This window comes from Salipiger sp. ABN3_019 (assembly GCF_056158605.1).
The window spans coordinates 84959-103153 of sequence record NZ_JBSWTP010000010.1 but is presented as its reverse complement, the minus strand read 5'-3'; the positions used below and the strand labels follow the sequence as shown (position 1 = coordinate 103153).

Genomic DNA, 18195 nt, shown 5'->3' with positions numbered 1-18195 from the left:
TACTGCGCCGCAGCATGATTGTTTTTGATTGTTTGTGGTTGACAGAATGAGCGCAGCGCCGCAGCTTTCAGGGCGAGGAGGCGGCCATATCGGACCGCAACATTGGGAGGACACCATGCTGACACGGGCCAAGGACCGCCTGCAAAATCTGTGGGATAGCGACAAGGCGGCGGCGATGAGCGAGCCGGAAAAGTTGCTCTACCGCTCGAACCTTCTGGGGTCGGACAAGAGAATCACCAATTACGGCGGCGGCAACACCTCGGCCAAAGTGATGGAACGCGATCCGCTCACCGGGAGCGAGGTCGAGGTGCTCTGGGTCAAAGGCTCTGGCGGCGATGTTGGCTCGATGAAGCTGGACGGGTTTTCGACCCTCTATATGGACAAACTGCGCGCGCTGAAGGGCGTCTATCGCGGACCCGAGCACGAAGACGAGATGGTCGGCTACCTGCCCCATTGCACCTTCAACCTGAACCCGCGCGCGGCCTCCATCGACACGCCCCTCCACGCCTATGTCCCCCGCGCGCATGTGGACCACATGCATGCCGACGCGATCATTGCCATCGCCGCCTCGACGGAGTCGCAGGCTCTAACACGGGAGATCTTTGGCGACCGCATCGGCTGGCTGCCGTGGAAGCGGCCCGGCTACGAGCTTGGCCTCTGGCTCGAGACGTTCTGCCGCGAGAACCCCGAGGCGGACGGCGTGGTGCTGGAAAGCCATGGTCTCTTCACATGGGGCGATACCGCCGAGAGCTGTTACGCGACCACCATCGGGATCATCAACGAAGCCATCGCATGGCTCGAAGAGAAGACCTCGGGCACCCCGGCCTTCGGCGGTGCCAAGCACCAGAGCCTCGCCCCCGAGGCGCGCCGCGAGGTTGCGGCCGCGCTGATGCCCGCCATTCGCGGCATGGTGTCCGGCAATCAGCATATGGTCGGGCATTTCGACGATCAGGAGGCGGTGCTGGAGTTCGTCAACGCACGCGCGCTCGAGACGCTCGCCCCTATGGGCACCTCCTGCCCGGACCATTTCCTGCGCACCAAGATCGCGCCGCTGGTTGTGGCATTCGACCCTGAAAACCCCGATATAGACTCTGTTCTTGCCGAATTGCCTGCGCAGGTCGAGGCCTACCGCGACGCCTACACCGCCTATTACGAGCGCTGCAAGCGCGAGACCTCCCCGGCCCTGCGCGACCCCAATGCGGTGGTCTATCTCATCCCCGGCGTCGGCATGATCACCTTCGCCAAGGACAAGGCGACAGCGCGCATCTCGGGCGAGTTCTATGTGAATGCGATCAATGTGATGCGCGGCGCGTCTGCGGTCAGCGACTATCAGGGCCTGCCCGAGCAGGAGGCCTTTGATATCGAGTATTGGCTGCTGGAAGAGGCCAAGCTGCAGCGCATGCCCAAGCCCAAGTCGCTCGCAGGGCGTATCGCGCTGGTCACCGGCGGCGGCGGCGGCATCGGTGCGGCCACGGCGGAGCGCCTGCTGCGCGAAGGGGCCTGCGTGGTGCTGGCCGACATCGACATCAGTGCCGCAGAGAGGGTCCGCACCGAGCTTTCCAGTCTCTATTCCAGCGATGTCGTGCGCTCGGTCGCCATGGATGTGACCCGCGAAGACGCCGTGGCGCGCGCCTATGCAGAGACCTGTGTGGCGTTCGGCGGCGTCGATATTCTGGTGTCGAACGCGGGCATCGCCTCCTCTGCACCGGTGGAAGAGACATCCTTGGCGCTCTGGTCGCGCAATATGGACATCCTCTCGACGGGCTATTTCCTGGCCTCGCGGGAGGCGTTCCGCCTGCTGCGCAAACAAGGCCTCGGCGGCGCGCTAGTGTTCATCGGCTCGAAGAACGGGCTTGCCGCTTCGCCCAACGCCTCGGCCTATTGCACCGCAAAGGCGTCGGAACTGCACCTCGCCCGCTGCCTCGCGCTGGAAGGCGCCGAGCATGGCATCCGGGTCAATGTGGTGAACCCCGACGCGGTGCTGCGCGGCTCGCGCATCTGGGAGGGCGAATGGCTCGACCAGCGCGCCTCGACCTACGGCACCGACAAGGCGGGCCTCGAAGAGATGTACCGCAACCGCTCGATGCTCAAGCGCTCGGTGCTGCCCGAGGATATCGCCGAGGCGGCCTATTTCCTCGCCTCTGACCTCTCGGCAAAATCTACCGGCAACATCCTCAACGTCGATGCCGGCAACAAGGAAGCCTTCACGAGATAAGGCTCTGTTTCGGCCAAAACTGTGTCTGATACGGCGGCGGGGCGAGCGTCCCGCCCGCCAGCAGCCGCCACGGGAGAGGCGGCATGGGAGGGATTTGATGATTAGCAGCGATCTGATCGCCACGCAGAACGAGGGGCGCGCCGATGCGCTCAAGTTCGACTACGAAATGCTGGGCGCGCAACTGGCCCGGCGCGGGGTCGATATCGACACTATCAAGCGCAAAGTAGGCTCTTATGGCGTGGCTGTGCCCAGTTGGGGCGTGGGCACCGGCGGCACCCGGTTCGCCCGCTTTCCCGGCGGCGGAGAGCCGCGGGACATCTTCGACAAGCTCGACGATTGCGGGGTCATCCATCAGCTCACCGCCGCGACGCCCAGCGTTTCGCTGCACATCCCGTGGGACAAGGCCGATCCCGCAGCGCTGCGCCAGAAAGCCGCCGAGCTGGGGCTTGGCTTTGATGCGATGAACTCAAACACCTTTCAGGATCAGCCGGGGCAGGCTCTGAGCTACAAGTTCGGCTCGCTGTCGCACACCGATCCGGCGGTGCGCGCGCAGGCGGTGGAGCACAACCTTGAATGCATCGAAATTGGCGAGGCGCTTGGCTCCAAGGCCCTGACGGTGTGGATCGGCGACGGTTCGAACTTCCCGGGACAGACCGATCTGACCGCGCAGTTCGAGCGCTACCTCGGGTCCATGAAGGATATCTACAAGGCTCTGCCCGAGGACTGGCGGCTGCTGTCCGAGCACAAGATGTTCGAGCCCGCCTTCTATTCCACCGTCGTGCAGGACTGGGGGACGAACTATCTGATCGCCAAGGAGCTGGGGGACAAAGCGCTCTGCCTCGTCGATCTGGGGCACCACGCGCCCAACACCAATATCGAGATGATCGTGGCGCGGCTCATCCAGTTCGGCAAGCTGGGCGGCTTCCATTTCAATGACAGCAAATACGGCGACGACGACCTCGACACCGGCAGCATAGACCCGTTCCGGCTGTTCCTCGTGTTCAACGAGTTGGTCGCGGCGGAGGGCAACGAGGGCTTTGCGCCTGCCCATATGCTGGATCAGTCGCACAACGTCACCGACCCTATCGAGAGCCTGATTTCCTCGGCCAACGAGGTGCGCCGGGCCTATGCGCAGGCTTTGTTGGTGGACCGCCCTGCCCTTGCAGGCTTCCAGCAAGAGAACGACGCGCTGATGGCGGCTGCGACGCTCAAGGCCGCCTATCGCACCGACGTCGAACCGATCCTCGCCATGGCCCGCTTTGAGGCGGGCGCGGCGATTGATCCGGTCGCCGCGTATCGGGCATCGAACTACCGCGCGAAGGTTTCTGCGGAGCGCCCCGAGGTCAGTGGCGCGGGCGGCGGGATCATCTGAGACTGCGGTTTTTCGGCCTATTTCCGGCTTTCGGGGCGTCTGCCTCCTGCCCGGCGGTGAAAACCGTCGGGTTTTTTGTTGTTTTACATGCATTTAAGGCCTGATATGAGTTCCGAATTGGCTCCAAAGCCCTGATTCGCAGTGATTTTGGCCCGAATCACCTGATTTTCCGCGTTTTCCACGACTCCCGGTATTGCCGATCCCGCATGCGACTGAACCCGGATCGCGCGGTGTGATCATGCACCAGTTTTGCCGCTGCTCTTGGGTCGCCTTTTGCGCTGCAAATTGAAGCGGACACCGACTTCGCAAAAACCGACTTGGCCTGTCTGAACGCCCTGCCCGGCAACTCTGGGTAACCCATGGGTTACCCAGAGTCGCATCAGATATCGCCTTCCCACTCGCGCCGCAGCGCAGCCTCAGTCACCGGCTGACGGATGGCTCCCCGCACCAGACTGCACGACAATCAGGATGCTCAGAGCGGCGCGCTTCGGGGCCTATAGCCACTCTCGCGATGGGCGCCCCCTGCCCTAAATCACCCACCCAAGCAAAAGGCCGGTAACCCATGGGTTACCGGCCTCTCATGCCTTAGTTTGTGGGCCGGGTTACCGCCCCCTGCCCTGTAACCCGCGGGTTACTCGTCGCGCAGAACCGCCTCGAACGCCTCAACCGCCTTCTGCAGCCGCTTACGGTCCACCGAGGAGAAATCGATCTCAGAGAGGATACGGCACTCGCCCTTGCGCGCGGTCACCTTCGACAGGCCCACGTGAAATTCGTATTTCACGCTGCGCTGGCGCGGAGCCTGCTCGGCTTTGCCCTCGGACCGTTCAGCGCTGAGAACGAACTTCTTCAACACGTCTGTCTGCTCATCCACGGAACTGGCGTTCGACAGCGCCGATTTCAGCGAAGCAATCCGGCCCGGCGCGGCCTGCATCTTGCGCGCCACGTCGACACCGAGGTTGCGCGACACGGATTTCGGATAGGGCAGCGCCTCATCGAGATGGTCGAGCAGATAGACAAAGCTGCGGATGTAAGAGCGCTTCATCTTATGCAGCGACGCATAAATGCGGCCGACCAGTTCTTCGGCCCCCATCCCGTCGAGCCCGGTGTCCTGCGCGGCGGTGATCGCGACCTGCGCCATCTCGGCGAAGCTGAGGTCTTCACGGATCACGTTCTCTTCGACCATGTCGATATAGAGATCGATCCGCGTCCCCGCCTCTTCTGCGACGCGCGCCACGGCCTTGGCAAACCGCGCGTCGCCGGTTTCCGTCAGCAGTTGCTGCAACGCGGTCAGACGCCGCCAGCCTTTTTTCAGCTGAAAGCCGGTCTCGGTGCGATAGACCTCGATCGGCTCTTTCTGCCCACGCTCGCGGATCGAGGCCTTGAGCTCTTCCATCTCGTCGGACGCGGCGACACTGGAAAGGTCCAGACGGTCGCGCGGCAGATCATCGGTGCGGATGTCTTCAAGCGGCACCGCCACCAGAACGCGACCCTCTTCCTGCGCGAGCCGGAACGCTTTGGCGTCCGTCGCATTCTGACGGCGCTGCTCGACGAGGTTCTCGGTGCTCTCGGTCATGCTGCTCGCAGCTTCGCGCACCGCCGCGCCCATCGGACCGGGATCACGGCGGCGCGGTTTGACCTGCGCGGGCTCGATCGGGCCGAAACCGAACTTGTTCTTGCTGCTCATGCTTCAACCTCTTCCTTCGCGCCTTTTGCTTCCCATGCGCGCAGCACCACTTCCTTGAACTCATCATAGGCGGAGTCAAAACTCTGCCGAGCCCGCTTCCACGTCTCGCGGGTCATCTGGCGATAGTCCTGCTCATAGACCGATTGCTGGAAGCGGCCCGACTGTTCGACCGCACGGGTCATCTCGATGGCGTGCTTACAGACGTCGGCGCCAAAGACATTGCGGAAGGCGTCCATCATCGCGACGTGCAGCGGGTTCGATTGCTCGAAGCGCGTCATCAGCAGGCGCACGTCGGCGAAGCGCTTGGGCAGGCGGATGCCCGCATCTTCGGCGACCTTGGCGAACCCGTCCGAGATATCCTCGAGCGCATCGCCAAGCTGACCAAGGAAGCTGGTGGTGGAGTCATATTCCCAATAGCCGGGGCCCGAGGGGATATAGAGGATGTCCGCCGCGAAGGCCGCGTTCAGCGACTGGTAGCCGATCGCCGGCGGGCAGTCGAAGATGATGAGGTCATATTGGTCCTCGGGCAGCTCATCGAGGTAGCGCGAGACGCAGCCGAAGAAGCTCCACGCTTTGTGCATGGCGCGGTACTGCGCCGAGGCGAACTCGACGAAGGCGGCGTTGGCACAGGAGGGGATGATGTCGATGGTCGGCCAGGCGGTCTTTTGGATGAAGTCCTGGATGCGCTGCGCGCCGATCGACTGCACATCCTCGGGCAGCTCATCGGCGGTGGGGTAGGGGCAGTCCGCGGGGTCATCATATGCGGCGGCGATACGGTCCGCCTCGCGGCAGAGGTCGCGGCACATGATGCCCCAGACGGTGTTCCATTCCTTCACCTCGGTGAGGCCCATGGAGTGGGTCATCGTCGCCTGCGGGTCGAAGTCGATCACCAGCACGCGGTAGCCGTCGAGCGCGGCGGCATTGGCGAGGTGCTGGGCCACGACCGTCTTTCCAACGCCGCCCTTGAAGTTCGACACCGCGACGCGCATCGCGCGCCCGGCCGGGCGGTGGGGCAGCAGTGACTTGCCGCGGAAGCGCAGGCGGCGGCGCAGCTCATTGATCTCTTGCAGGGTGAACCACCGCTGGCGGCCATCCTCCTCGACAGAGCCCTGCGGCAGCGAGGGATCATCGGCCAGCTTCTTGCGCAGCGTGTCCGCGGGCACGTCGAACATGAAGTGGCTGATCTCCCAGATAGAGAAGGGACGCAGGATCTTTTCCTCTGCCGGGGAGAAGGTCGCGCGACGCACCGCAGCCTGCTGCGCAAGGCTGCGTTCGTTCATCGATTGAAGGTCTGTATGATCTCTCATGAGCCTGCTCGTGTTTTCTGTTACTGTCCTTTCAATAACGCGAATTGCAGAAAGGGCAAAACCCGGAGTTCTCGATTTCTCGTATTTTCGCGAAGATTTTCAGATTTACGGGATTTCTGCGGCGGGTCAGGCACAGTTTTCGTGACACCCTCAGCCGGGAAGGGGCAGATATGGTGACAATCCCCCCTTGAAACGGTGTCAGCTTGTGTGTCACCCATTACCAATATACCGATTTTTTCCAAATAAATTTGGATTAGGGATCCCGTCCCGTATTTGAGCCCCCGTTGACAAACGACGGGAAAATCCAGCACTGTCGAAGCCAACGGGGAATCGGCCAATGAAGCCGAACCCAATCAGGCGGCAGAGCAGACGAGCATGGACTTCAAACGATTTACGGGACCTCAGGCAGGGTCTCAGAAATATGACCTATTGACCGCCATAGCGGTGGCCGGGCTGAACGGATCGCCCGGATTCCAGACCTCGATGCTGCGGCTCGTGGCGCTCGTCACGGCGCGCTACAACTGGCGCAACGACGAGCTGACCGTGGGGCAGCGCGAAATGGCCCGGCTCTGGTCGGTGGACGAGCGAACCGTGAAGCGAGAGGTCAAACGTCTGACCAAGCTTGAGATCCTGCTGCAGCTGCGCCCCGGCGTTCGGGGCAGGGTGGCGGCCTACCGGCTGAACTACGCAGAGATTTACCGGCTGAGCGAGCCGCATTGGGACAAGGTTGGCCCCGATTTCTCGGCCCGGATGGAGGTGCAGCAACCGCAAGACGCGCCGCCCGCCGAAAAGGTCGTCCGCGTGGATTTCGCCGCGGCCCGCGGTGCCGAGCCCGTGCCGCCGGCCGAGACGCCGTGGCCGCGCACGCTGGCGCGGCTGGCGCAAAGCGATCCGGGCCTCTATCGTAGCTGGTTCTCGGGGCTTGCGCTCGAAAGCTTCGACAACGGCCTGCTGATGCTCAAGGCCCCGTCGGCCTTCGCCGCGCAATACGTGCTGACGCACCACATGCGCCCGCTGCACGGAATGGCCCAACAGGAATTTCCCGGCCTGCGCCGGATCGAGATCGGCTCCTGAGCCTTCGTCTAGACGGAAATATCCCGGGGGAGTCGCCGCGCCAGCGGCGGCGGGGGCAGCGCCCCCGATGGTTCCGAGGCTGGAAGCCCGCACCAAGAGCGCCGCAACAGGGCGCTTTACAATAGTAATAAAGTAATACTTAATAACCTCAGGACCTGAGGAGAGGTCCAAGGGAGGAAATCATGAATATATTGAAAAGCTTGCTCGCAAGCGCCGCTATCCTTGTGCCTGCCGTCGCTTTTGCCGAAGGCGAGACCGTGGGCTTCAGCCAAATCGGATCGGAGTCCGGCTGGCGCGCCGCCGAGACCACGGTGACCAAGCAACAGGCCGAGGAGCGCGGGATCACGCTGAAGTTCGCCGACGCGCAGCAGAAGCAGGAAAACCAGATAAAGGCGCTCCGCAGCTTCGTGGCGCAGGGGGTCGATGCGATCCTGCTCGCTCCGGTCGTCGCCACCGGCTGGGAAGAGGTGCTGGAAGAGGCGAAAGACGCCGAGATCCCGGTGATCCTGCTCGACCGCAACATCGACGCGCCCGAAGACCTCTATATGACCGCCGTCACCTCGGATCAGGTGCATGAGGGCATGGTGGCGGGCAACTGGCTGGTCGAGGCCGTGGGCGATGCCGACTGCCCGGTGGTCGAGCTTCAGGGCACCACCGGCTCGTCGCCCGCCATCTCGCGCAAGAAGGGCTTTGAAGAGGCCATCGCGGCGGCCGACAATGTCAGCATCACTCGCAGCCAGACCGGCGATTTCACCCGGGCGCAGGGCAAGGTGGTGATGGAGAGCTTCCTCAAGTCCGAGGGCGGCGAGAACATCTGCGCGCTCTATGCGCATAACGACGACATGGCCGTCGGCGCGATCCAGGCGATCAAAGAGGCGGGTCTGAAGCCGGGCGAGGACATCAAGATCGTCTCCATCAACTCGGTGCCCGACATCCATCTGGCGATGAAGGCAGGCGAGGCCAATGCCACGGTGGAGCTGACGCCGAATATGGCGGGCCCGGCCTTTGACGTGCTGGAGGCGTACTGGAAGGACGGCACCATGCCGCCGAAGTGGATCCAGACCGAGTCCAAGCTCTACACCAGCGATGACGACAACGCGGCCATTTACGAGAGCAAGAAGGATCTCGGATACTGACGCTGCGCGGCGGGGGTGATGCCCCTGCCAAGGGCGCCTTCCGGCGGGGGCCGGGGGGCGCATTGCCCTGCAAAGGGGCCCTGTTTCAGGGGGGAGGACACGGGATGGTCACGCCAGAACCGGTGCTGCACGCGCGCGGCATCAGCAAATTCTTTCCGGGCGCCATCGCGCTCGATGACGTCGAACTGGCGCTCTATCCGGGCGAGGTGCATGCGCTCCTCGGCGAGAATGGCGCGGGAAAATCCACGCTGATCAAATGCCTGACGGGAGCCTACACCCGCGACGGCGGCACGATCGCGCTTGCGGGCGCCGAGATCGATCCGCGCGATCCGCTGGACAGTCAGAGCCTCGGCATCGGCACGGTCTATCAGGAGGTGAACCTGCTGCCGAACCTGACGGTGGCCGAAAACCTCTTTCTGGGCCGCCAGCCGATGCGCTGGGGCATGGTCGATCACCGCAGGATGCGGGCCGAGGCGCGCGAGGTGCTGCGCGACTATGGACTCGACATCGACCCGAGCCGCCTTTTGGACAGCTATTCCATCGCCATCCAGCAGATCGTCGCCATCGCCCGCGCCGTCGAGCTGTCGGGCAAGGTTCTGATCCTCGATGAGCCCACCGCCAGCCTCGACCATGACGAGGTGCAGCTGCTGTTCTCGGTGATCGAGCGGCTGAAGGGCAGGGGGCTGGCCATCGTCTTCATCACCCATTTCCTCGATCAGGTTTTTGCCATCTCGGACCGCGCCACCATCCTGCGCAATGGCCGGGTGGTGGGCACGCGGCGGCTTGCCGATGTCAGCCAGACCGAGATCGTCACCCTGATGCTCGGCCGCCAGCTCGAGGCGGCGACGCATCACCGTGCGCAGTCCGAGCCGGGTGAAGTGCTGCTGTCGCTCAAGGGCTTCGGCAAGCGCGGCAGCATCGAGCCGTTTGATATGGACATCCGCGAGGGTGAGGTGGTTGGCCTTGCCGGGCTGCTTGGCTCGGGCCGCAGCGAGACCGCCAATGTGGTCTTTGGCGTGGTCGCGGCGGATCAGGGCACGGCCGAACTGCGGGGCAGGGGGCTGCGCATCACCAACCCGCGCGAGGCGATCCGCAACCGCTTTGCGCTCTGCCCCGAGGATCGCAAGACCGACGGCATCGTCGGCGATCTGTCGGTGCGCGAGAACATCATCCTGTCGTTGCAGGCGCGTCAGGGCTGGCACCGCCCTATTCCCCGCGCCAAGGCCGAGGAGATCGCCCAGCACTACGTGAAGGCGCTGGATATCCGCCTCGCCTCGCTGGACATGCCGATCCGCCTGCTGTCGGGCGGCAACCAGCAAAAGGCGCTGCTGGCGCGCTGGCTGGCGACCGAGCCGGAACTGCTGATCCTCGACGAGCCGACGCGCGGCATCGACGTCGGCGCGCACGCCGAGATCATCGCGCTTATCGAGCAGCTGCGCGAAAAGGGCATGGCGCTGATCGTCGCCTCTTCGGAGATGGAGGAACTGGTGGCCTATTCCTCGCGCATCGTTGTGCTGCGGGACCGGCGGCAGGTGGGCGAGCTTTCGGGCGCCGAGATTTCCACCAAGGCCATCGTCGAGGCCATCGCGGCGGAGGACGCGGCATGATGACATCCACGCTGAGGCGGGTGATGCCGCAGATCATCATTCTGGCGCTGGTGCTGGGGGCCAACTTTCTGGTCTTTCGCGGGTTTTTCCACGTCGAGTTCCAGCACGGGCGGCTCTTCGGCAACCTGATCGACGTGCTCAACCGCGGCGCACCCACCGCACTTCTGGCCACCGGCATGACGCTTGTCATCGCCACGCGCGGCATCGACCTGTCGGTTGGCGCGGTGATGGCCATCGCCGGCGCGGTCGGCGCCTCGGCCGTGGTCGGCGGCGCGCATTGGACGGTGGCCGTGCTCATGGCGCTGGCGGCGGGCGCGGCCTGCGGGCTGTGGAACGGCGTGCTGGTGGCGATTTTCCGCATCCAGCCCATCGTCGCGACGCTGGTGCTGATGGTCGCCGGGCGCGGCATCGCGCAGCTGCTGACCGAGGGCGCGATCCTCACGTTCAACGATCCCGGCCTGATCCGGCTCGGCGCGGGCACCATCGCCGCCGTGCCGACGCCGATCTGGCTGTGGATCGCCGTGGCCTGTGCCGTGGGCCTTGTGATCCGCCGCTCTGCGCTTGGCCTGCTGATCGAGGCGGTGGGGATCAACCAGACCTCCTCGCGCCTTGCAGGGATCAACGCGCGGGTGCTGCTGATCGCGGTCTATCTGGTCTCGGGGCTCTGCGCGGCGCTGGCGGGCGTCATCGTCGCCGCCGACATCAAGGGCGCGGATGCCAATAACGCCGGGCTGTGGATGGAGCTGGACGCGATCCTCGCCGTGGTCATCGGAGGCAATTCGCTGCTTGGAGGGCGGTTCTCGATCACCGCGTCGCTGCTGGGGGCGCTGATCATCCAGGGGGTCAATTCGCTGATCCTGCTGTCGGGCATGCCGGTGGAGTTCAACCTCGTCATCAAGGCGCTGATCATCATCGCCATCCTCGTCATCCAGAGCCCGCGCGTGCGCCACAGCCTCTACCTGCTGCGCGCCTCGACCGGGCCGGTCCTGCGCGAGCGGCCCAAGCCGGCGCGGCGGACCCAGCCAGAGGAGGGCCAGCCGTGAGCCAGTCCACCAAGCTTCCGCTTTACATCACGCTGGCAACCTTCGTGCTGGCCTTCGTCCTCTGCGCTGCGCAATACCCGGCGATGGCCTCGACGCGGGTGGTGGCCAACCTGCTGACCGACAACGCCTTCCTTGGGATCACCGCGGTCGGCATGACCTTCGTGATCCTGTCGGGTGGCATCGACCTCTCGGTCGGCTCGGTGATCGCCTTTACCGGGGTCTTCCTTGCGGTGATCCTGCGCGACACCTCCATTCACCCGCTGGTGGCCTTCGCGCTGGTGCTGCTGATCACCACCGGCTTTGGCGCGGCCATGGGCGGGATCATCCACTACCTCGAGATGCCGCCCTTCATCGTCACGCTGGCGGGCATGTTCCTGATGCGCGGGCTGGCCTATGTGCTGTCGACCGAGTCCGTGCCGATCACGCACGAGTTCTATGATTGGCTGCAGTCGCTCTATTGGAAGGCGCCGGGCGGCGGGCGGTTCCGGCTCACCGGGGCGCTGATGCTGCTGACCTATGTGTCGGCGATGATCGTGCTGCACCGGACGCGCTTTGGGCAGAACGTCTATGCCATCGGCGGCTCGGCGCAGACGGCGCAACTGATGGGCGTGCCGCGGGCGCGCACGACCATCGGCATCTATGCCGTCTCGGGCGGTTTGGCCGGGCTCGCGGGGATCGTCTACACGCTCTACACCTCGGCGGGCTACTCGCTGGCGACGGTGGGGGTGGAGCTTGATGCCATCGCCGCTGTGGTCATCGGCGGCACGCTTCTGACCGGGGGCAGCGGATTTGTCGCTGGCACTTTCTTTGGCATTCTGATCATGGGGCTGATACAGACGTATATCGTCTTTGACGGCACGCTTTCGAGCTGGTGGACGAAGATCGTGATCGGGGGCCTGCTGTTCGCCTTCATCATGCTGCAGAAGGGTTTGGGTTGGGCAACGACGGCGCGCATAAGGCATCTGACCGCATCAGACGCGCGATCATGACTTTGACGGCGGGCGGCGGTTTTTCTGACCGCGCCCAAAGCCATACCACCCATGTTGTCGACCAGCTTGGGCTGGCCATTGTCGCCGGGGAATATCCCGAACGCGCGATGATCCCGCTCGACCCGGACCTTGAAGAGATGTTCGGCGTGTCGCGCACGGTGATCCGTGAGGCGAAGAAGACGCTGATCGCCAAGGGGATGCTGGCCTCGAAGGCGAAGGTCGGCACGCGGGTGCAGCCGTCGTCCGAGTGGAATATGTTCGATCCCGACGTGCTGCGCTGGCATTCCGAGCAGAAGACGCCGGGGCGCTTCGTGCATGATCTCAGCGAGATCCGCCTGATCATCGAACCCTCTGCGGCGGCGCTGGTGGCCGAGCGGGCCGGGCCGGAAGAGCACAAGCGCCTTGCCGCAAGCTGCGAGGCGCTGGCGCAGGCCGAGAGCCGCAGTGCCTTTGCCATGGCCGATCTGGAGTTTCACAAGCTGATCCTGCAGCTTTCGGGCAACCGCTTTTTGCAATCGCTCGGAGACCTCGTGCAGGCGGCGCTTTATGCGCAGCTGATCGCCGAGGCCGAGGAGGCGCGCGATCCCGGAGATCTGGCGCGCAGCGTCGACAAGCATTGCGCCATCGTCGACGCGATCCGCGCCGGGGCGCCGGATGCAGCAAGGCGGGCGATGGAAAAAGTCGTGACGGACGCGCCCGCGGGCGGGGTGAAACGGGCGGGCTGATCCGGCTCAGAACGCCCGGATGCTTTCCTGCACCATGGTCAGCAGCCGCTCTGCGGCGGTCGACAGATGGCGTCCGCGCGCCTGAATGATCAGATAGGGCTCGACAGTGATCAGCCGGTTCAGCCGCAGCCGCCGCAGATCGGCCGAGACAGGCGGCTCCAGCATCAGGTCGATCACCTCTTGCGACATGGGCGCGACGGCGTCTGAATCCTTTAGCAGCGCGATGATCGCCAGCAGCGAGGAGGTGGTGATCACATCGGGCGGCGCGGTCAGCCCCTCGTCGTGAAAGGCGGTCTCGATGGCGGCGCGGATCGGCGCGCCGCGCTGCTGCAGGATCCAGCGCGTGCCATGCAGATCGGCGATGGCCACCGGTCCCTGCGCCAGCATCGGGTGCCCCTCGCGCACGAGCAGCTGGACGATTTCGTCACGCGCGGGCTCGATCAGGAACTCGCGCTCGTTCACCTGCGGTGGCAGGCGGGCGAGGGCGAAATCCAGCTCGCCGCGCTCCAGCGCCTGCACCAGTGCCACTGAAGGGGCGACTTCGATCGAGATGTCCACCGAGCGCGACTCGGCCTTCAGCCGCTGCACCTGTGGCACCAGCTGGCCAAGCGCCGGGCCGGTGACTGCGCCGACCCGCACCGTGCCGCCAAGGCCCGAGTGCAAATCGTCGAAATCCTCGGCCATGCGGCGCAGGTCATGCTCGATGCGCCGGGCGTGCCGCGCGAGCAGCGCGCCGGTGGGCGTGGGCTCCATCCCCTTCGGCGTGCGGCTGAACAGCTGCGCACCCACCGCTTTTTCCAGATCAGCAAGCATCCGTGAGGCACCGGGCTGGGTCATCCGGCACACATTCGCCGCCACTTGCAACTGCCCGTGTTCCGCAATGGCGGCGATCAGGCGGATTTGGGCGGGGCGCAGGTTCTTCAGAAGCTCGGACATATCACATACCTATACCGATATGCAGATTACCAATAATGGTATTTGTTCGGTATGTCGCCATTAAGTAGGACTTTTGACGTCGCCAAGGGAGTCCATAAGGAGTCCGCGGGGACAAGTGGGGTGCGGGAGACGCCCCCTTAACGGGAGGATACCGATGACTTTCAAGAAACTCGCGGGTGCGCTCGCGGTGAGCCTTGTTGCGCTTTCCAGCGCGGCATTCGCCCAGGACAAGGGCACCGTTGGCATCGCCATGCCGACCAAAAGCTCGGCGCGCTGGATCGACGACGGCAACAACATGGTCAAGCAGCTGGAGGAAGCCGGCTACGAGACCGATCTGCAATACGCAGAAGACGACATCCCCAACCAGCTCGCGCAGATCGAGAACATGGTGACCAAGGGTGTCGACGTGCTGGTGATCGCCGCCATCGATGGCACCACCCTGTCGAACGCTCTGGCCAACGCTGCCGCCTCGGGCGTGCGCATCGTGGCCTATGACCGCCTGATCCGCGACAGCGGCGACGTCGACTATTACGCCACCTTCGACAACTTCAAAGTGGGCGTGCAGCAGGCGACCTCGCTGGTGGAAGGTCTCGAAGAGCGCTTCCCCGACAGCAAGCCGTGGAACGTCGAGCTCTTCGGCGGCTCGCCGGACGACAACAACGCCTACTTCTTCTACAATGGTGCCATGTCGGTGCTGCAGCCGCTGATCGACAGCGGTGACATCGTCGTCCAGTCCGGCCAGATGGGCATGGACAAGGTCGGCACGCTGCGCTGGGACGGCGCGGTGGCGCAGGCGCGCATGGATAACATCCTGTCGGCCAACTACACCGACAAGGACGTGCACGGCGTGCTCGCACCCTATGACGGTCTGTCCATCGGCATTCTCTCGTCGCTCAAGGGCGTCGGTTATGGCTCGGGCGATCTGAAGATGCCGATCGTCACCGGTCAGGACGCCGAAGTGCAGTCGGTGAAATCGATCCTCGCAGGCGAGCAATATTCGACCATCTTCAAGGACACCCGTGAACTGGCCCGCGTCACCGTCGGCATGGTCAACGCCGTGATGGAAGGCTCCGAGCCCGAGATCAACGACACCGAGACCTACGACAACGGCGTGAAGGTCGTCCCGTCCTACCTGCTCGAGCCCGTCCCGGTGGACGCCTCGAACTGGGAAGAGGTTCTGATCGGCTCGGGTTACTACACCGAAGATCAGATCAAGTGATCCTCCCGCCATGCCCCTTCTTGTTTCCGGGGGCATGACATCAGGGGGAGGCCCTTTGGCCTCCCCCGACCTTCACTTCATACAAGGCAGGTACGGGTCATGACTCTTCTGCTCGAGATGCGCGACATCACCAAGGAATTCCCTGGTGTGAAAGCGCTCGACCAGGTGAACCTTCAGGTCCGCGAAGGCGAGATCCACGCGATCTGCGGCGAGAATGGCGCCGGGAAATCGACCCTGATGAAGGTGCTCTCCGGGGTCTATCCCGTGGGCAGCTACGACGGGGAAATCCATTACGATGGCGGGCTCGCCGAGTTCAAAACGCTGCGCGACAGCGAAGACAAGGGCATCGTCATCATCCACCAGGAACTGGCGCTGGTGCCGCAGCTGTCGATTGCCGAGAACATTTTTCTTGGCAACGAGCGACAGAAAGGCGGCGTGATCCAGTGGCAGGAGACCTTCCGTCGCACCGAGGAACTGCTGGCCAAAGTGGGCCTGCGCGACGCGCCGGGCACGCTGGTCGACAGCATCGGCGTGGGCAAACAGCAGCTTGTCGAGATCGCCAAGGCGCTTTCGAAAGACGTGAAGCTGCTGATCCTCGATGAGCCGACGGCGGCGCTGCAGGAGAACGACAGCCGCAAGCTGCTCGACCTGATGCTCGAGCTGAAGGCGCAGGGCGTGACCTGCATCATCATCTCGCACAAGCTCAACGAGGTGCGCTATGTCGCCGACACGGTCACCGTGATCCGCGACGGCATGGCAGTGTCCGAGCTTGATGCCTCGCAGGGCCTCTCGGAAGATCAGATCGTGCGGGACATGGTGGGCCGCGACATGTCGCAGCGCTATCCCGACCGCACCCGCCGCGCCGGCGAGGTGGTGATGGCGGTGAAGGACTGGAACGTCTGGCACCCCGAGCACGCCGAGCGGCAGGTCATCAAGAACATCAGTTTCAACGTCCGCGCGGGTGAGGTCGTCGGCATCGCGGGCGTCATGGGCTCGGGCCGGACCGAGCTGGCCATGTCGATCTTTGGTCAAAGCTGGGGGCGGAACATCTCGGGCGAGGTGTCGCTGCACGGCAAGCCGATCGACGTGTCGAAAGTGGACCGCGCCATTAGCAACGGCCTCGCCTATGTCACCGAGGACCGCAAGTCTCTGGGGCTCATCCTCGACGAGAGCATTCGCTTTAACACCACGCTGTCGAACCTTGGCGGCGTTTCGGACAAGGGCGTGCTGAACGAGGCTGAGGAGACCGAGGTCGCCGAGCGCTACCGCAAGGCGCTGGCCACGCGCACGCCCACGGTGATGCAGCAGGTCGGCAACCTGTCGGGCGGCAACCAGCAGAAGGTGGTGCTGGCCAAATGGCTGTTCACCGAGCCCGAAGTGCTGATCCTCGACGAGCCCACGCGCGGCATCGACGTCGGCGCGAAATACGAAATCTATTCGATCATCAACGAGCTGTCCGCCGAGGGCAAAGCCGTGGTGATGATCTCGTCGGAGATGCCCGAGCTCTTGGGCATGTGCGACCGCATCTATGTCATGAACGAAGGCGCTTTTGTCGGGGAACTCTCCGCCGAGGAAGCCAGCCAAGAGCGCATCATGTCGCTCATCGTCAGCGAGTGAGGGGGAGGGGACATGTCCACTCAAACGGCAGAAACCGCAGGCCAGCCTGAAAGCCAAGGGCTCAAGCACTACCTGCGCAACCACATGCGTGAATACGGGCTGCTCTTCGCGCTGATCGCCATCATGGTGTTCTTTCAGGCGGTGACCGGCGGCACGCTGATGCGCCCGGTGAACATCACCAACCTGTTCCTGCAGAACAGCTATATCATCATCATGGCGCTGGGGATGCTCATCGTCATCGTCTCGGGCAACATCGACCTCTCGGTCGGCTCGGTGCTGGGCTTCATCGGCGCGTTGGCGGCGGTGATGATCGTGCAATGGGATTGGCCCGTGCCCTTGACCATCCTCGCCTGTCTGATCGTCGGCGGCCTGATCGGCGCGGCGCAGGGCTATTGGGTGGCTTATTGGTCGATCCCCTCGTTCATCGTGACGCTTGCGGGGATGCTGGTGTTCCGCGGCGCCTCGCTGTGGCTGCTGCAGGGGCAGTCGGTGGGGCCGTTCCCGCCGGGCTTCCAGATGCTGTCGACCGGCTTCGTGCCCGATCTCTTCCCGGCTGCAATGACTTCCGGGCTGGCCGAGATCGCCGGGTCGCGCAACTTCAACCTGCTGGCCATGGCCGTGGGCGTCATCGCCGCCGTCACCATCGTCTGGCTGGGGCTGCGCGAGCGCGCCCGTGACAAGGCCTATGGCATCGAGGGCGAGCCCGCCAACTTCTTCTGGATCCGCAATGCCATCGTCTGCGGCGCGCTGCTGTTCCTGACCTACAAAATCGCCACCTTCCGCGGCATGCCCAACGTGCTGGTCACCATGGGCGTGCTGATCATCATCTACGCCTTCATCACCCAGAAAACGGTGATCGGTCGCCGCATCTATGCGCTGGGTGGCAACCGCAAGGCGGCCAAGCTCTCGGGCATCAAGACCGAGCGTCTGACCTTCCTCGCCTTCGTCAACATGGGCGTGCTGGCGGCGCTGGCGGGTCTGGTTTTCGCCGCGCGTCTTAACACCGCGACCCCCAAGGCCGGCTTCGGCATGGAGCTGGACGTGATCGCGGCGGTGTTCATCGGCGGCGCGTCGATGGCGGGCGGCTCGGGCAAAATCGTCGGCGCGGTGGTCGGCGCCTTCATCATGGGCGTGATGAACAACGGCATGTCGATCATGGGCATCGGCATCGACTACCAGCAGATGATCAAGGGGCTGGTGCTGCTCGCTGCCGTGATCTTCGACGTCTACAACAAATCGAAACAGGGCTGAGCCGCGCGCTCAGCCCCCGA

Annotated in this window: 15 protein-coding genes; 12 read left to right on the top strand and 3 right to left on the bottom strand. The window is 64.1% G+C overall.

Annotated elements, in window-relative coordinates:
- The first annotated feature begins 115 nt into the window (after positions 1 to 115).
- Together ACXAD2_RS22510 and rhaI are read left to right on the top strand one after the other, a co-directional pair.
- Positions 116 to 2215, top strand: a complete 2100-nt coding sequence (locus ACXAD2_RS22510) for a bifunctional rhamnulose-1-phosphate aldolase/short-chain dehydrogenase (protein WP_475175268.1) — start codon at positions 116 to 118, stop codon at positions 2213 to 2215.
- A gap of 97 nt (positions 2216 to 2312) precedes the next feature.
- Positions 2313 to 3587 carry an L-rhamnose catabolism isomerase gene (rhaI, locus tag ACXAD2_RS22505; RefSeq protein WP_475175266.1) on the top strand — a complete coding sequence of 425 codons (1275 nt, stop codon included), beginning with the start codon at positions 2313 to 2315 and terminating at the stop codon, positions 3585 to 3587.
- 631 nt (positions 3588 to 4218) lie between these two features.
- Here the strand turns inward: rhaI and ACXAD2_RS22500 are convergent.
- On the bottom strand, positions 4219 to 5271 hold the full coding sequence (locus tag ACXAD2_RS22500) for a ParB N-terminal domain-containing protein (protein ID WP_475175263.1): 1053 nt from the start codon (positions 5269 to 5271) through the stop codon (positions 4219 to 4221).
- Positions 5268 to 6578 carry an AAA family ATPase gene (locus ACXAD2_RS22495; protein WP_157374215.1) on the bottom strand — a complete coding sequence of 437 codons (1311 nt, stop codon included), beginning with the start codon at positions 6576 to 6578 and terminating at the stop codon, positions 5268 to 5270. Before ACXAD2_RS22495 ends, ACXAD2_RS22500 begins: the two co-directional genes overlap by 4 nt.
- Here ACXAD2_RS22495 and ACXAD2_RS22490 point away from each other — a divergent pair.
- The 7 genes from ACXAD2_RS22490 (at position 6577) to ACXAD2_RS22460 (ending at position 13152) form a co-directional block, all read left to right on the top strand.
- Positions 6577 to 6723, top strand: a complete 147-nt coding sequence (locus ACXAD2_RS22490; RefSeq protein WP_475175258.1) for a hypothetical protein — start codon at positions 6577 to 6579, stop codon at positions 6721 to 6723. The two genes, ACXAD2_RS22495 and ACXAD2_RS22490, sit on opposite strands and share 2 nt — an antisense overlap.
- 230 nt (positions 6724 to 6953) lie before the next feature.
- Positions 6954 to 7652 (top strand): DnaA N-terminal domain-containing protein, encoded by a 699-nt coding sequence (locus tag ACXAD2_RS22485; protein WP_475175253.1) that lies wholly within the window; start codon positions 6954 to 6956, stop codon positions 7650 to 7652.
- 182 nt (positions 7653 to 7834) lie between these two features.
- Complete coding sequence (gene ytfQ, locus ACXAD2_RS22480; RefSeq protein ID WP_475175251.1) at positions 7835 to 8788, top strand: galactofuranose ABC transporter, galactofuranose-binding protein YtfQ; 954 nt, start codon at positions 7835 to 7837, stop codon at positions 8786 to 8788.
- 104 nt (positions 8789 to 8892) lie between these two features.
- Positions 8893 to 10395: a sugar ABC transporter ATP-binding protein gene (locus ACXAD2_RS22475; protein WP_224907133.1), complete on the top strand. Its 1503-nt coding sequence runs from the start codon at positions 8893 to 8895 to the stop codon at positions 10393 to 10395.
- Positions 10392 to 11438, top strand: coding sequence for an ABC transporter permease (locus ACXAD2_RS22470; RefSeq protein WP_475175244.1), 1047 nt, complete (start codon positions 10392 to 10394; stop codon positions 11436 to 11438). Before ACXAD2_RS22475 ends, ACXAD2_RS22470 begins: the two co-directional genes overlap by 4 nt.
- Positions 11435 to 12427 carry a galactofuranose ABC transporter, permease protein YjfF gene (gene yjfF / locus ACXAD2_RS22465; protein WP_475175241.1) on the top strand — a complete coding sequence of 331 codons (993 nt, stop codon included), beginning with the start codon at positions 11435 to 11437 and terminating at the stop codon, positions 12425 to 12427. Before ACXAD2_RS22470 ends, yjfF begins: the two co-directional genes overlap by 4 nt.
- The gene (locus ACXAD2_RS22460) at positions 12424 to 13152 is read left to right on the top strand and encodes a FadR/GntR family transcriptional regulator (protein WP_066108293.1); all 729 of its coding nucleotides are present in this window, start codon (positions 12424 to 12426) and stop codon (positions 13150 to 13152) included. Before yjfF ends, ACXAD2_RS22460 begins: the two co-directional genes overlap by 4 nt.
- 6 nt (positions 13153 to 13158) lie before the next feature.
- On the opposite strand, the gene ACXAD2_RS22455 is transcribed toward ACXAD2_RS22460, so the two are convergent.
- Complete coding sequence (locus ACXAD2_RS22455) at positions 13159 to 14088, bottom strand: LysR family transcriptional regulator (RefSeq protein ID WP_475175239.1); 930 nt, start codon at positions 14086 to 14088, stop codon at positions 13159 to 13161.
- 154 nt (positions 14089 to 14242) lie between these two features.
- Between ACXAD2_RS22455 and chvE the strand changes: the two genes are divergently transcribed.
- The 3 genes from chvE to mmsB all read left to right on the top strand — a co-directional run bounded on the left by chvE (position 14243) and on the right by mmsB (position 18175).
- Positions 14243 to 15307, top strand: coding sequence for a multiple monosaccharide ABC transporter substrate-binding protein (gene chvE, locus ACXAD2_RS22450; protein WP_224907131.1), 1065 nt, complete (start codon positions 14243 to 14245; stop codon positions 15305 to 15307).
- 99 nt (positions 15308 to 15406) lie between these two features.
- A complete protein-coding gene (gene mmsA / locus ACXAD2_RS22445; RefSeq protein WP_475175235.1) occupies positions 15407 to 16924 on the top strand; it encodes a multiple monosaccharide ABC transporter ATP-binding protein in 1518 nt (505 codons plus the stop codon).
- A 12-nt stretch (positions 16925 to 16936) separates the two neighbouring features.
- Complete coding sequence (gene mmsB / locus ACXAD2_RS22440) at positions 16937 to 18175, top strand: multiple monosaccharide ABC transporter permease (protein WP_475175233.1); 1239 nt, start codon at positions 16937 to 16939, stop codon at positions 18173 to 18175.
- Positions 18176 to 18195 lie beyond the last annotated feature (20 nt).